The organism is Actinokineospora sp. NPDC004072, from assembly GCF_053604195.1.
This window is the reverse complement of the sequence record NZ_JBSGHB010000022.1, coordinates 66976-80886: the sequence shown is the minus strand read 5'-3', so window position 1 is coordinate 80886 and position 13911 is coordinate 66976. Positions and strand designations below refer to the sequence as shown.

The window sequence follows — 13911 nt, the reverse complement described above, 5'->3', positions numbered from 1 at the left end:
CCGTCGCGCCACCGTAACCCCGGCCAGCGGGTGAGAGCAGCGCGGACAGCGGGTACGACACCGCCATGCCCCCACCGGTCCGGTCCGTCCTGCGCCACACCGCCGCCGCGCTGCGCGGACGCGACGTCGCCCTGTGGGCCGCGGGCCTGACCTTCTTCGCCTGCCTGGCGATCGTTCCCCTGCTGCTGCTCGGCCTGCGCGGCGCGGCCGCGCTCCTCGGCCAGGCCGGGGTCGTCAACGGCGCCGACGCCCTGGCGGCCGCGTTGCCCGACGAGCAACGCGCGGGGTCGGCGGTCGCGGCGATCACCGACGCGGCGCTGCGCGCCCCCTGGCCCGTGCTGGCCGTCGCGCTGATCCCCGCCACCTTCTACGGCGAAGGCCTGCGCCGAGCCCTCGACCAGCCCGCCGGGCACCCCGCCACCGGGACGACCGGGTGGAAGGGCAGGCTCGGGTTCCTCCCGGTCCTCGCCGCCGCCCCGGTGCTGCTGGCCGCGCCGCTCGCGCTCGCCCCCGCCATCGGATCCCTCTACGGCGCGGGTGGCTGGTCGCTCGCGCTGGGCGTGGTGGCGTCCTTCCACCTCGACTGGGTCCTGATCTCGGCGGCGCTGTCGCTGGTCTTCACCGTCACCGCCCCCACCGCGCTGCCCCGCCGCGCCGCCGTCGCGGGCGCGTTCGCCACCGGCGCGTTCCTCACCGGGTTCCTGCACGGCTTCCTGCTGTTCCTGGCCATCCCGGTCGACTGGAGCGTGCCCTTCGCCGGACTCGCCGCGGTCGGCGTCGCCGCCGCCCTCGCGCTGTGGCTGTACCTGCTGCACGTCGTGCTGATCCTCGGCTACCGCACCACCCTCAGCGCCCACCGGGCTCAGCAGCCACCCGTGCGCAGCGCGTACCGGCGCTCGGCGTAGGCCAGGTCGTCGCGCCACAGCCGCTTCGCCGCCCACCGCATCGCCGGACGCAACACGACGGCCGCCCGCATCGCCGCCGTGAACCCCTCCCGCTCCGAGGTGGCGATCACCGCCTCGATCACCGAGGTACGCGCCCGCCCGTCCCGGCCCGGCGCCCGCGGCGTCGCGTGCGTCTCCACCACGCTGCCCGCGCCCTCCCCCTCGATGATGCGCATGCACACCGTCCGCGGCTCCGGACACGTGAACTCGGTGCGCACCGGCACACCGAGCCGACGCCCCAACCGGAACGTCACATCCACCACGAACCGGTCCCGCTCCGACGGGCCATCCTCCTCAGGAGCACTGACCACGCGCAGGCTGGTGAACGAATACGGGTGGAACCAGCCGCCGTGCCACGGATCGAGCCGATTCGCGATCACATCGACCGGTTCGCACACCCCGGTCACCGACGCCACCGCGGCCACACCGCGGCTCGGCCGGACGGGAACGACCGGGGCGGGCGACGGCGCCTCGCCCCCGAGGCTGTCCAGCCGAACCCACACCAGCACCCCGTCGTCGTGCACGGGGAACGGCCGCCATCCCGGACCGCCGTCGCCGGAGACCGGCAGACCGTGCCAGCGACACCGCAGGACCCCCCGGTCCACCCGGCCCAGGGCCAGCGGCGCACCCAGGTGGGGGCACGCGCCAGGCCCAGCCACCACCTCGCCGTCCTCGTCCCGCCAGGCCACCACCTCGTGCCGCCCCACATAAGCGCCGAACGGCACATCGGCGCGGACCTCGCCACTGGCGGTCAGCACGAACCAGTTGCCAGACGGTCGCCCCACGGCCCGCCGGGTCGCAGCCGCGATCACCCCAGGCCGCGCCTGCCGCCAGGTGGGCTCCTGCGCCGCCCACGACCCCGGTTCGATCGGCCTGACCGGCACGTGCGCGGGCCAACGGGAGACGAGTCGATCGATCAGCGACATCTTCCCTCCCGGCGCTCCGCCACCACCCTCCCCCGCCCAGCCGTCATCCGCAGCGCGACCCGGACCCACGTGCGCACGTTCGACGTGCCGGAGTTCGACGGCCACCCCGTGCGCGGCTGGTTGCACCTGGCCGCTCATGTCGACGGCCCCGTGGGTTGGCTGCGAGTCGAGCCTCCGGTCAGGGCCTTGTGCCCGGCTAGCACCTCTACGACGTGTGGCGATCAGCGGCGAGGCGGTCCGCCTTGCTCCGGTTGGACCGGCCAGAGGTCCAGCTCAACCCTCGCGTGTCCGGCCAGTTCGTCGGTGAGGAGTCGGTGCAACTCCTTGCCCTCCTCGGCGTACTTCGCGGCATCGGGAGCGGATCGCCAGCCGGTCTCGTGGTGGAACCGTTCCTCGAAGTGCTGCTGCCAGGCCCCGAGACGGGCGGTCAGCGCCTCCGACAGCTCCACCGCCGATCGGTCCATCGCGCCCCCGTCGTCCCACAGGGGCCAGCCGACGCCGTAATCGCTCATCAATCGCACATGTCGTTGATGGGTCACCTCGTCAGGCTAACGACCGAGCAGGGCGCGGTTGGCGGTGCCGACCCCCGCCCAACAGCCACCGGATCGGGGACGCGGGGTCGTCGTGGACGATGGGGGTCGTCAGGGTCGGGTGTTCGTGGACCTCGTCCGCGTCCAGGTAGGTGACCGCGAAGTAGCGGGCCTCGGTGAAGTGCCGTTCCACCGAGTTGACGAGGTCGATCCGGCCTTGATCGATGAGCCACCGGCGGGTCGCGGCAGAGCGGTCCTCGGGGGTGACACCGGCGAGCGGGTGGGGCACGGTCGGCAGGTCCACCAACGCGTCGGCCTTGGTCAGCACGACGGCCACGGGGATCATCGGGGCGCTGCCTCGGGTTTCGGTGAGGGTCTCGACCAGTCCGTCGAGGACGGACTTCGGGTCGGAGCGAGACGGGCGGGCGGCGGAGAGGGCGGCGCGGTCGACGCGGGTGGCGACGGCGGGGAGCGAGAAGGGGTCGACCACCAGGATCACGCCGCCCGCCAGGTTGAGGAATCCCGACACTGCGCGGTGGTCGGCGCGTTCGATGATCTCGCCGGCGGCGTCGTAGAGGTGCAGGAGGTGGCGTGCGAGGTGCACGGTGAAGGCGACGGGTTGGGTCACCGGGGTCGGGGGAAGGGTGTCCGCTCGAAGCAGGTCACGGGCATGGGTGATGCGGTCGGCTGTGGTGGTGTCGGCGGGGGCGAAGGTGGCGTCGTCGCGCAGTCGGGCTATCGCGGTGTGCATGAAGACCGACTTGCCCGCGCCCATTCCGCCGACGACGGGAAGGTGTGCCGTAGGGGCCCTCTGCACGGGATTGGCCAGAGGCGCGCGACACAGGCCGCAGCGTGCGGGCAGCAGGTGTTTACCGGTGATCAGCAACGTGGGCAGGCGGATTCCGCAGTGGCAGGTCCGACGGAACACGCCTTGCAGGCCGGGCACCAGGCGCGCGTGGGCCCGGCCGCACCCGCACACGAACTCCGGACGGTACAGCCGTTGTTGGCAGGTGCCGCACTCGGTGGTGATCCCCCGCAGGGTAAGGGCGGCGACCTCGAACCAGCGCAGTCCGGTCGCGGTCGCCCGCACGACGGCGACCACCAGACCGACCAGCGACGCGTGCATGGCCGTGGTGATCGCGACCAGGGCAGCGACCACCCCGAATCCCGCCACCACGCCGCCTGCCACGCCCGCGGCGGGCAGCACCAGGACCAACTCCTGCTGGATCACCGTCTCCCGCCGCAGCAGGCGGGCGAGCAGCGAGTCCGGCGAATCGGGGTCGGGCAGCGCGACAAGCCTGCGGTGCGCGGCGAGCAGGGCGGTGCGGGCCGCGCGGCGCACGTCGTGGAAGACCGGGCCGGTCAGATAGGCGCGCGGGGCCGGGTCCTTACCCGGCGCGGGCGCCACCTGCCGGTGGTCCCGCGGCAGGGAACGGAGGAAGGCGACGGCTGAGACGGCCGCGCCGAGCAGAGCGCTGGCGGCAAGCGCCACCATGAACCCCACCGCCGTGGCCACGAGCGCGAGGAGGAACCCGATGACAGCGGCGAACGCCTGCACGCCCCACACGCTCAACCCCGACTGAACAGTCTGCTGAGGACCGAACGACGGCGGTGTCTGGCCCGCCAGCGGGACCAGTCCGCTTTGCGGTCGTCCGGAACCGGCACGCTCGCGAGGAAGTCGGCCGATCTGTCCCGCAGCGCGACGGGCAGGCGATCGTGCAGCAGCCGGTCCCGGACGGCGCAGCGGTTCATGGCGGTCCACGCGGTGAAGGTGACGCCCACCGTCTCGGGGGACGCGGCGGAGAGTGCGCGGACCGCGACCACCTCGAAGGCGCGGATTTGGTCGCTGTCCAGCGCCGACCGGACCGCGGCCGCGGCCGCCCCGGCGTCAGCCACCAGCCGCAGCCGCGTCTCGACGGCCGAGCGCAGCCGCCGGGCCAGCCCCGTCCGGTCCAGCCCGGGCAGCACGCCCGCCAGTTCGAGCGCGGGTCCGACGGCGGTGGCGGCCGTTCTGCGCAGCGGGGCGCGCCCGCCCAGCGTGTCCAGGCACCGGATGGCCTCAATCACCGCGCGGTCGACGTCGGTCAGATCGGGCGCCACGGCCAGGACGCGGGCGGACACCGCCGACAGCCTGCTGCCGACCCGCTCATCCCGCAGTGCTCGTATCTGGGCGACGAGGTGGTCGATGAGCCCGGTGTCCCGGAGCACGTCGTCCGGCAGGTCGAGCACGGGTCCGGTCTCGGCGTGGTCGGGCGGCTCCGCCCACAGCACCCGGCCGAGCGCGGGCAGGTCGGCCGGGCTCTCCTCGGCGTAGCGCCGGGTCACCGCGACGCGGTCGTGCCGCCCGTGCCGCGCCAGCGCGACCTCGACGGCCCGGGGCGCGGGCGGGTGCGCCAGCTGCGCGGCGACCTCCGGACGCAGGCGCCAGGCGGTCGGCCCGGGCAGCTCGGCGAGCCCGTCCCGCAGCGCGGGGACCGCCGCCCGCGGCACCTGGGCGACACCGCGCGCGACGATCGCGTCCAGGCAGTGTCGGGCCAGCGCGGCTGGCGCGTCCGGGACCAGTGCCAGCCACGGCTCCAGCTCGGTCATGCCGACCCTCGCCACACCGTCGAGCACCGCGGGCCACAACGCCGCGTTCCGTCGCGCCGCGACGCGCAGCAGGATGGGCTCGTCCGCGGCTGCCAGCCCTTCGGCGACGGCGTCCAGGTCCGCCAGTCCGATCGAGACCGACGCCTGCTCGCGCGACCACCCCGCCGACCAGGACCGGCGCAGCGCGGCGGCGTACGGGGTGAGCCGATCCGAGGGAGCAGCGCCGACGTCACACACGACGGCGGGAACCCGCGGCGCGGACGTGGCGCACGAGAGCACCACGTCCTGGCTCGGCGGACCCGACGCGCGGGTCAGGAACGTGATGCGCAGGGCCACCTCGCGTGGAAACGAGCGGCTGACGGCGGTCAACCACACCAGCACTTCCTCCTGGGGGCAGACCAGCACGGTCGGCCGGTGCTCGACCAGGCCGGTCTGCACCGCGGCGACCAGTGCGGCCAGGTGGTCCGACCGCTCGCCCTCGGCCAGGAAGGCGGCGACGACCGCGTCCGGGATGGGCGCGGTCACCGACCCCGTGACCCGGGGGAGCACGGTGCCCTCGATCTTCCGTCCGATCCAGAACCCGCCGGAGCACAGGTCGACCGGGAGGGCGTCGTCGACCCCGAACGCGGCGTCGTCCAGAACGGCGTGGACGAAATAGTTCCCCGGCCTGCCGGTGACATCCCCCCCCCCGCGTCGACGCTGCGGAACACCGCCCAGCCGGCAGGCGAGGCGACGTGCCCGAACGTCGGCGGGCCCGGCTCGTGGACGCTGTGTTGGGTGACCAGCCGGAGCAGCGGCCACGGCGCCCCGAGGGACACGGCGCTCACCTGGAACCCTGCGGCGCCCTCGATCCCGTCGAGGCAGGACGTGTAGTGCATCTGGTGTGGTGTCATCGCCTGCCTCTCGTGACACGGAACGCGCCAAACCTGGTGAGCAGCCACAGCAGGGGGTCCGCCACCCGGTAGCCGCCGTCGTGCGCGGACAGGGCGAAGTACCGGTGTCCCGCCGTGATCCCGGCCCAGCGGGTCAGCCAGGACGCGACCTCGTGGTGGACGTCGACGCCGTCCGCCTCGACGTAGCGCTCGCCGTGCGGGGACGGCTGCCGCAACGGTGAGCCGACGTCGAACATGTCCCGCACCTGGTCCAGCTTGCTCACCGCCACCGCGACCGGAGTGCGCGGCGGCAGGTCCGCGAGGACCGGGGCGAGCGGCTCGGGCGGCAGTCCGAGCACGGGCCGTACCCCGGGCAGCCGGGTCGGGTCGATCAGCAGCACGACGCCCGCCGCCCTGCCGGGCCAGTCCCCCAGCCCGCGCTCGTACAGCGCGAGGACGACCGGCCGAACGCGCGCGGGCAGACGCAGGCTGAGCAGGATCGGACCGTCCGACCCCGCGCGCCAGCCCCGCGAGTCCTCGCCGAGCAGGTCGGCGGACAGGCCGGTGTGCGCGCCCTCGCCCGTGGACAGATGCCGGATGACCTCGGTGACCCAGGTGCTCTTGCCCGCCCCCGCCGTCCCCGCCACGACGATCGTCCGGCTCCCGGCCTCGGCGTACTCGCGCGGGATCGCCCGGTCGCACTCCGGGCAGCATCGCCGGGCCTGCGGGGCGCGGCCGTGCGGGCACCGGCCGCGGCGCAGGTCCCGAGCCGGAAAAGAGGCAGCGTCCGCCCCGCAGCCGGGCATGCAGCTCAGCACGAGGCGGTCGCGCGCGGCGACCGAGCGGCAGTACGGGCAGGTGACCGTCCGCACCGCGATCAGCGCACCACGAGTTCGCGTGGATCGGGATGGCGCAGCCACACCGAGTCGTCCAACGAGAACGCCCGCAGGTAAACCGGGCGGCGCAGCGCCGCGGGCACGGCGAACTCCGTGCCGCTCGTGCGCGCACCGCCGGGAAGCACGGCCAGCGTCATTCCGTCTTCCGGCGCCAGCGGCCTGCGGCCGGTCTGCGCGACGACCACGACGTCGGGCAGGCCCGCGTCGCCTTCGACCGCGATCGCCCGGGTGCGGAACCGTCCGCTGATCCGGTAGCGGGCCTGGACCGGGCACGGCGACCAGACCGTGGTGAGCGGGCCGTAGTCGCCCCGGTCGGCGACGCAGACCCCGAACCAGTGGTCGCCTGGCTCGGCCGCGCTCACCCGCACGCCCCGGCTCAGGTACGCCGTGCGCGTGGTCGGCATCCGGCGGGCCGCGGCGTCGGCGGGCCCGTCGGGCGGCGCTCCGGGCCGCCAGACCACGAGCGCGTCGTGCGCCCAGGCGGGCCAGTGCCAGGTCAGCCGCACCTCGGGCCCGAACCTGGTCGCCCGCAGCCCATCGACCCGAGCGGGCGAGATGTCCAGCACCGCCGCCGTCCCGATCGCGGCGAGCGGGCCGGACACGGTCACCGGGACGAACGTCCGCCCGAGGGCGAGATCGGCCGCGTCGACCCGCGCCCGACCGGTGCGGCTCGCGGCCAGGAGCGGACCGACGTGGTCAGCCTGTTCAGGACGGACGACTCCGGGCTTCTCGCCCCCAGGCCGGGTGAGCACCCGGATCTCCACCAGCGCGCCGCCCGGCGGGGTCCATGTCAGCTCGACGACGTCGCCTGACGCCACGGCCCGTAGGTCGGCGACGGCGTCCGGCTCGCGGAGGCAGACCACCCGCGCGACGACACCGCTGCTGCGGCCCTCGGGGTAGTCGACTCGCACCCGATAGACGTACTCATGCCCAGGGGTCACCTGTTGGTCGACGAAGCCCGTGTCGCCCGCCATCACAGCGCCGTCGCCGACACGGTCGGCTACCGCCCGCAGGGCGGCCCTCGGCAGGCACCACTCCCCCACGACCATCCCCGGCTCCGAGGTGACCCGAAGGTCCGTCACCTCCGGTCGGACCGCCACCGGCTCGCTGGAGGCCGACATGCCGGGCTCGCCCTCGCGCACTGTCGTGACCGTGTAGACGAGGTCGGGCCCGACCGGGACGTCCTCGTCGACAACGGACAGCGTCCTCGTCTCCGCCGCGAGCGTGATCGCGCCTCGGGTCACCCGGTAGCCGATACGCCCCGCCGTCGAGGGCGACGGCCGCCACCGCACCACGACCCGATCGCCGTCCACTGTGGCATCGACGGCTCCAGGCGGCGCGGCCGGACAGCGCCGCAGGCCCTCGGCGACCGCGTTGTCCGCCAGCTCCCGGCCGACCGCCAGGAGCCGGGCGGCGGCGTCCTCGGGCGCGGTGTCGATCAGCGCCAGCGCGTGCGCGAGCTCGGTGTCCAGCCGGGCGAGGCGGTCGGCGAGTTCGCCCCGCGTTCGCCACCACAACTCGGGCAGCGGGTGGGCGTCGAGCAGGGCGAGCGCGTCCCGCAGCCTTCGTTCGGCCACCGCGGTGGTGTATCCGGCCGTCCACGGCGACTCGGCGCGAGCGGCCCACACCGCGTAGGCGAGGGCGTCGGGGTCGGGGGGCAGGTTCGCCGCCGCGCACCGCTTCGGGTCGGCCAGGTCCCGCACGGCGGCGTAGCCGCACACGGCGGCCGCGGCCAGGTCGGCCACCAGTTCGTGGGCGAGGACGGCGGCCAGCCCGCCCGGTTCGCCGATCCACAGCCGGACCAGCGCGATGACGGACCGCTCCGCGTCCGCGGCCCGGTCCCGCGCCACCCGCAGCAGCTTCCGCCGCGCCTCCAGTCCGACGGCCTGGGTGCTGGCGCCGTCGAGGTCCGGGGTGCCGGTCAGGTACTCCCACAGCGAGTCGTGCGGCAGGTCGGCCAGGTGCTCCCGCAGCCGCTGCCACCGCTTCGGCCGGACCGGGCGCGGCAGCGGGTCCGCCGCGCGGACCTCCGCGCCTGCGGCGGCCAGCGCGGCCACGACGTCCGGTCGGCTCCAGCGGCCCTCGGCGGCGCCGACGAGCGCCGCCACCTCGCCCGGGGGCATCGCGGGCGCGCCGTGCAGCCGGTGGCGGACGACGGCGACGAGCGCCCTGTGCTCCCGTTCGACGGTCGCGCGGTGCCGGGCGCGGCGGGCGGGATCGCGGAGGACCACCGCGGCCTGCTCGTGGCAGGCGTGCAACCGGTCGAAGGCGAGCGCGTGCTGACGCAGACCTGCCGCGCCCCAGTGGTCCGGCATGTCCGACAGCGCGTCGTCCACTTCGGCGTCGGAGGCGTCCGGCCTGATCCGGTACACGCGGAAGTAGTTGTTGTGCGGGGACCAGCCGGTCTGGATCGGAACGACCACGTCATCCACATAGGACTCTACGTCGAGATCGGCCATGTCAGCTCCGGATCCCGGGCAGCGGCGCGTCCATCTCCGGCTCGGACATCGCGCCCGCGACCTCGACCTCCAGCCGCAGGTCGGCCCCGTTGACCGCGCGCGCGTGCACCGAGAGGATGCCGTCGGCGCCCAGTTCGAGGTCGATCCCGACCAGCTGGCCCTTCGGCAGGCCGGCGGGCAGGCCCGTGATCTCGCCCTCGATCAGGCCTCGGTGGTGGGCGGGGTCGTCGGCGAGGTCGCCGCGCACGAACCCGGTGGCCGACTCGTACACCCGGATGGCCATGCGCCGCTGGCCGTCGCGGATGGTGCACAGCTCGTGGTGGTGCTTGGCGGGCACCTCGGCACCGGGCGGGATCATCCAGAGCACACCGTGGCCGAGCGCGGGACGGTCGTTGTCCCGCACTACGGCCAGGCCGTACCCCTTGGCGGTGACCGAGCCCACCGCGTCGTCGGGCTCCTGCCCGCCCGAGGCGCGCCAGGCCAGCCGGGCCGCGCCCCTGGCGACGGTGTGGTCGGTGTCGTCGGCCAGCCGGGCGGGTGGCAGGTCGGGCAGTTCCCCGGCGAGCCGGGCGGCCACCGCCGGGGTGCGGGCCATGCCACCGGAGAGCAGCAGGTCATCAATGGCCACGACGCCGTTCCGCTGGGCGAGTTCGAGCGCGTCCCTGGTCAGCTCGATGGTGCGGTCCAGCAGGTCCGCCGTGGCCTCCTCGTACTCCTCGCGGGTGACGGTGACCGTGCCGAGGTCCGGAATGGACACGGTGTGCCGATCGGTGGCGGTGAGTGCGATCTTGACCTGTTCGACCTGCCGCACCAGCCTGGCCATCACCATCGGGTCCGCGCGCAGCGATTCTCCATCGACTCGGGACAGGATGAGGTCGGTCAGCCGCCGGTCCCAGTCGGCCCCGCCGAGGCGATGGTCCCCGGCGATGGCGACGACCTTGGCCGGGGTGTCCGAACGGGCCTGGACGACGGTGACGTCGAAGGTGCCGCCGCCGAGGTCGTACACCATCGCGGTGCGCCCCTCCCGCCGGTGCAGGCCGTGCGCCACGGCGGCCGCGACGGGCTCGCTGACGATGTCGAGCAGGGTCAGCCGGGCGAGCCGCGCGGCCTGCGCGGTGGCCTTGCGCTCCGCCGCGCCGAAGTAGGCGGGGACGGCGATGACGACGTCGGCCAGCGGCCCGGTGTCCGGCGCGGGGCGGCCGAGTCCGGCCAGCGCGTCCTGCACCGCCTTCAGCAGGATGACGGCCGACACCTGCTGCGGGTGGTACCGGCGCCCGCCCGCGTCCACGGTGACCCCGGCCCGGCCCATCTCCCGTTTGATCAGCGAGACCACGCGGCTCGGGTCGTCGTCGCGGCGCGCCACGGCCGCGCGACCGACCAGGGCCGTGCCGTCCTCGTGGAAGTACACCACCGACGGCGTCGTGGAGTCGCCGTCGGCGTTGGGCAGCACCGTCTCGCCGCCCGCGCCGTCGGCCGCGGCGACGCAGGTGTAGGTGGTGCCGAGGTCGATGCCGAGCAGCGGCCTGCGCTGGTCACTCCCGGTCACCGGCGTCGGCCTTCCGGTCGGTCGGCACGCCCGGGCTGGCGTCGAGCAGGTCCATGTCCCGGGTGGGGTCGAACTCGGGCACGGCGATGGGGGTCGCCTGCGGGACCTGGACGGGCGGCCCGCCGACCATGCCGCCGCCGGGGAGGAGGATCATCGGTGGCTGGGCGCGGACCGCGATCGCCTCGCGCCGTTCCTTCCTGCGGTGCTCCGCGCCGAACAGCGCGATCAGCACCTGCTCCTGGGCGGCGAGCTGCTCCCTGGTCACCTTCAGCTTCTCGCGCTCGATGTCGGTGGTCACCCGTTCGATGGCCAGTTCCTGCTCGCGCTGGCGGTACCGCTGCCGCAGCTGGGCGTACTTGCGGTACTCCTGGTTGAGCTCGTCGGAGGCGAAGCGGATCTCGCCGATCGTCGTCTCGTAGGCCTCGACCTGCACCTCGGCGAGCGCCTGGGTGATCTGCACCTTGAGCTTGCCGCGCAGGTCGGCGAGTTCGTGGATGAACCGGTCGATCTCGGCGGCGGCCGCGCGCTCGGTGAAGTACCCCTTCACCTTCTCGCCGAGCACCTTGCTGACGAACCGCTTCACCGCCGTCGACTTGCGGTCGCCGACGTCGCCGTCGGAGTCCTCGCCGAACCGTTTGACCAGGTAGGGCGCGGCGTACGGGGGGATCGACAGCGTTTGCGTCAGGTCGACCTGCAGGTCGTAGCCCTCGATGGTGACGTTGAGCGGGGCGAGGTCCGAGTCGTAGCGGTCCTCGGCGCCTGACTTGGCCTGCCAGGTGAGGGTGAGCTCGCGGGTCGGGATGTGCACGACCCGGGCGAACATCGGATGAATGGCGTACTTCGCCCCGCCCGGCAGGATTTCCGTCTGCGGCCCGCTGCGCCCTCCCGCGGCGAGGAACGTCCAGGGCTGCTGGAAGTTGGCGTGCCCGGGCACGACGGGAGCGGGAGCGCGCTGATCGTCAGGCGCGGGCGCGTCGTGGACGATGACGACGCCGACATCCTCCGCGTCGACCGACACCAGGCGCAGGTCATCGGCGGTGACCGGGAAGTCGCTCGGCGGGTTGTTGACGGTAAATACGTCGAACAGCAACGGGTTGATGGCGTAGTGCTCGCCGCCGAGCAGCAGCTCCGGTTGCACACCCTGCTCGCCGCCGTTGTCCAGGAACCTCGCGGCGTCTTGGAACCGGGCGCACTCGACGTGCTTGGCGAGCTGCCGATGGGTGGGCTTGTGCGTGCCGATCTTGGCGACGACGAGCCCCACCGAGCCGGGCGGGACGCGAACGTAGTCGTACGTCTCCACCCGGTACAGCCACTGCGGCAGCCAGGAGGGCTGTCCGCCGAGCACGATCCTGGTGTGCCGCAGCAGGTACTCCTCCCGCGACGAGACCCGGCGCAGCCCGGCGAAGCGGCTGCTCACCAGGGCGTACTGGTCGAGCGGCAGCGTCCGCATGCCGCGGATGAACACCAGCGCGCCGCCGACGGCCACGCCGACCAGCAGCAGCAGGACGATGTAGAAGACCATCAGAACTCACTCCGAATTCGCCGGTACACCGCGGACACCGTGCTGTTCCACGAGTCGAACCACGGACTGGACAGGGAAGCCGAGCGCAGGGTCGGGAAGAAGCCTGCGCCTGCCGTCGCCACCCAGGCGCCGTAGTCGGCGGCGATCCTCGCCGGGTCGCCCCAGCCGAAGCAGGCGGCGAGGTCGGCGACCTCGGTGCCCTCCCCGTCGGCCATGAGACGGCGCTGGGCAAGGAAGCCGTGGTCACCGCCGGTGCCGTCCTCCCACACGTGCGCGCAGTCCCGCAGCAGATCCGCGCCGATCGCCGCGACCTCCTCCGGGCCTGCCCAACCCCGCTCCGCGCACCCCGCCGCGGCGAGCAGCACCGCGGTCGTGTGCCGGTCGGCCGTCACCAGGTCGCCCGCCGCCAGCTCCGCGGCGATCGCGGCGATCGCCGGATCGAACAGCCCGCGCACCGGCACGGACCGCTGTTCCCGCGCCGCCAGTTCGCGGATCCGCCGCAGGTGCGTGGCGTCGGGCAGGGCGCCGGTGCGGGCGTCGAGGAACGCGTCCGGCTCGCTGTGGCCGCCGACGAGCACGGGCAGCACGGTGACTCCGCGCCCGCGGGCCGCCAGCCGCATGTCGCGCACTGCCGGGTCCGGCCGCTCGGACACGACCAGGACCAGCACGGACGCGTCGGCGAGGGAATCGGGGTCGGCGGAGACCCGCACGGCCAGCCCGGAGTCGAGCAGGCGGGCCCGCAGCTGTGCGGTGTAGCTGCGTCGGCTTTCCCCGCACAGCACGACTTTGGCCCCGACGGTGTCGAGGTCGCCGAGGATGTCGCGCACCGAGGGCCGCCGGTCGGGCCGCTTGTCCAATGAGCGGGCCACCAGGTCGCGGACGGCGCCGGGCACGCCGGAGAGATCGGGTGCCCGCTGCACGAGCGTGGTCGACGCGCCGGAGAAGGCGGCGCGGCCGGTGGCGGCGTAGTAGACCATGCAGCCCCAGGAGAAGACGTCCGACGCCGGGGACGCCCGACGGGGTCCGTTGGGGTCGATTAGCTCCGGGGCCAGGTAGGGCAGTGTCCCGAGCACGTGGTTGGTGGTGGTCACGCCGCCGAGGTCGGACAGGTCCGCGGCGATCCCGAAGTCGATCACCGTCGCGCGGCCGTCGGCCACCATCACGTTGGACGGCTTGAGGTCGCGGTGGACGATCTTGTGCTCGTGGATGTCGAGCAGGGCCTGGGCGGTGTCCTTCGCCAATGGCAGCAGGCGCTCGGCGTCGATGCCGGTCCCGGCCGCGAGGTCGGTCAGGGTGGTCCCGCCGATCACCTCGGTCACCACGTACAGGGTGTCGGTGTCCAGCTCCGCGTCCAGGACCCGCGCCGTGTGGCGGGACCGGACCCGCATCGCGGTCCGCACCTCCCTGGCGAACCGGGCCCGGTACTTCGCGGCGGCCGCGAACGCCGGGTGGATGACCTTGACCGCGACCTCCCGGTCGGTCCCGGACCACGATGCCAGGTAGACCACGCCCATCCCGCCGTCGCCGAGCCTGCGCAGCACCCGGTAGGGACCGACCTGCCGCAGGTCACCGGGCAGCAGGTCGTCGAGCGGGACCTCGCTCATCCATCCATCCTCCGACGCTGCGG

The 13911-nt window shown here is 74.1% G+C and carries 11 protein-coding genes; 1 reads left to right on the top strand and 10 read right to left on the bottom strand.

Annotated elements, in window-relative coordinates:
• Nucleotides 1-65 precede the first annotated feature (65 nt).
• Nucleotides 66-905: a YhjD/YihY/BrkB family envelope integrity protein gene (locus ACWEPX_RS28000; protein ID WP_451900240.1), complete on the top strand. Its 840-nt coding sequence runs from the start codon at nucleotides 66-68 to the stop codon at nucleotides 903-905.
• On the opposite strand, the gene ACWEPX_RS27995 is transcribed toward ACWEPX_RS28000, so the two are convergent.
• From ACWEPX_RS27995 to ACWEPX_RS27950, 10 genes are all read right to left on the bottom strand, one after another.
• Nucleotides 863-1870 carry a DUF5914 domain-containing protein gene (locus tag ACWEPX_RS27995; RefSeq protein ID WP_451900239.1) on the bottom strand — a complete coding sequence of 336 codons (1008 nt, stop codon included), beginning with the start codon at nucleotides 1868-1870 and terminating at the stop codon, nucleotides 863-865. The two genes, ACWEPX_RS28000 and ACWEPX_RS27995, sit on opposite strands and share 43 nt — an antisense overlap.
• A 221-nt stretch (nucleotides 1871-2091) precedes the next feature.
• Nucleotides 2092-2409 (bottom strand): hypothetical protein, encoded by a 318-nt coding sequence (locus ACWEPX_RS27990; protein ID WP_451900238.1) that lies wholly within the window; start codon nucleotides 2407-2409, stop codon nucleotides 2092-2094.
• Nucleotides 2410-2413: 4 nt separating this feature from the next.
• Complete coding sequence (locus ACWEPX_RS27985; RefSeq protein ID WP_451900283.1) at nucleotides 2414-3526, bottom strand: TRAFAC clade GTPase domain-containing protein; 1113 nt, start codon at nucleotides 3524-3526, stop codon at nucleotides 2414-2416.
• Nucleotides 3527-3969: 443 nt separating this feature from the next.
• Nucleotides 3970-5538, bottom strand: a complete 1569-nt coding sequence (locus ACWEPX_RS27980) for a GAP1-M domain-containing protein (RefSeq protein ID WP_451900237.1) — start codon at nucleotides 5536-5538, stop codon at nucleotides 3970-3972.
• Nucleotides 5511-5867 carry a GAP1-N2 domain-containing protein gene (locus ACWEPX_RS27975; protein ID WP_451900236.1) on the bottom strand — a complete coding sequence of 119 codons (357 nt, stop codon included), beginning with the start codon at nucleotides 5865-5867 and terminating at the stop codon, nucleotides 5511-5513. The genes ACWEPX_RS27980 and ACWEPX_RS27975 overlap by 28 nt, the downstream gene beginning before the upstream one ends.
• An 11-nt stretch (nucleotides 5868-5878) precedes the next feature.
• Complete coding sequence (locus tag ACWEPX_RS27970) at nucleotides 5879-6733, bottom strand: hypothetical protein (protein WP_451900235.1); 855 nt, start codon at nucleotides 6731-6733, stop codon at nucleotides 5879-5881.
• Nucleotides 6734-6738: 5 nt separating this feature from the next.
• The gene (locus tag ACWEPX_RS27965; RefSeq protein ID WP_451900234.1) at nucleotides 6739-9216 is read right to left on the bottom strand and encodes a hypothetical protein; all 2478 of its coding nucleotides are present in this window, start codon (nucleotides 9214-9216) and stop codon (nucleotides 6739-6741) included.
• Nucleotide 9217: 1 nt separating this feature from the next.
• Entirely contained in the window at nucleotides 9218-10762 is a 1545-nt protein-coding gene (locus ACWEPX_RS27960) for an Hsp70 family protein (RefSeq protein ID WP_451900233.1), read from the bottom strand.
• On the bottom strand, nucleotides 10749-12284 hold the full coding sequence (locus tag ACWEPX_RS27955; RefSeq protein ID WP_451900232.1) for an SPFH domain-containing protein: 1536 nt from the start codon (nucleotides 12282-12284) through the stop codon (nucleotides 10749-10751). The genes ACWEPX_RS27960 and ACWEPX_RS27955 overlap by 14 nt, the downstream gene beginning before the upstream one ends.
• Nucleotides 12284-13888 carry a protein kinase domain-containing protein gene (locus ACWEPX_RS27950; protein ID WP_451900231.1) on the bottom strand — a complete coding sequence of 535 codons (1605 nt, stop codon included), beginning with the start codon at nucleotides 13886-13888 and terminating at the stop codon, nucleotides 12284-12286. The genes ACWEPX_RS27955 and ACWEPX_RS27950 overlap by 1 nt, the downstream gene beginning before the upstream one ends.
• Nucleotides 13889-13911: the final 23 nt, after the last annotated feature.

Coding starts and splice junctions, on each gene's coding strand:
- ACWEPX_RS28000 (WP_451900240.1), top strand. CDS start 66: ATGCCCCCACCGGTCCGGTCCGTCCTGCGCCACACCGCCGCCGCGCTG.
- ACWEPX_RS27995 (WP_451900239.1), bottom strand. CDS start 1,870: ATGTCGCTGATCGATCGACTCGTCTCCCGTTGGCCCGCGCACGTGCCG.
- ACWEPX_RS27985 (WP_451900283.1), bottom strand. CDS start 3,526: ATGCACGCGTCGCTGGTCGGTCTGGTGGTCGCCGTCGTGCGGGCGACC.
- ACWEPX_RS27975 (WP_451900236.1), bottom strand. CDS start 5,867: ATGCACTACACGTCCTGCCTCGACGGGATCGAGGGCGCCGCAGGGTTC.
- ACWEPX_RS27965 (WP_451900234.1), bottom strand. CDS start 9,216: ATGGCCGATCTCGACGTAGAGTCCTATGTGGATGACGTGGTCGTTCCG.
- ACWEPX_RS27955 (WP_451900232.1), bottom strand. CDS start 12,284: ATGGTCTTCTACATCGTCCTGCTGCTGCTGGTCGGCGTGGCCGTCGGC.
- ACWEPX_RS27950 (WP_451900231.1), bottom strand. CDS start 13,888: ATGAGCGAGGTCCCGCTCGACGACCTGCTGCCCGGTGACCTGCGGCAG.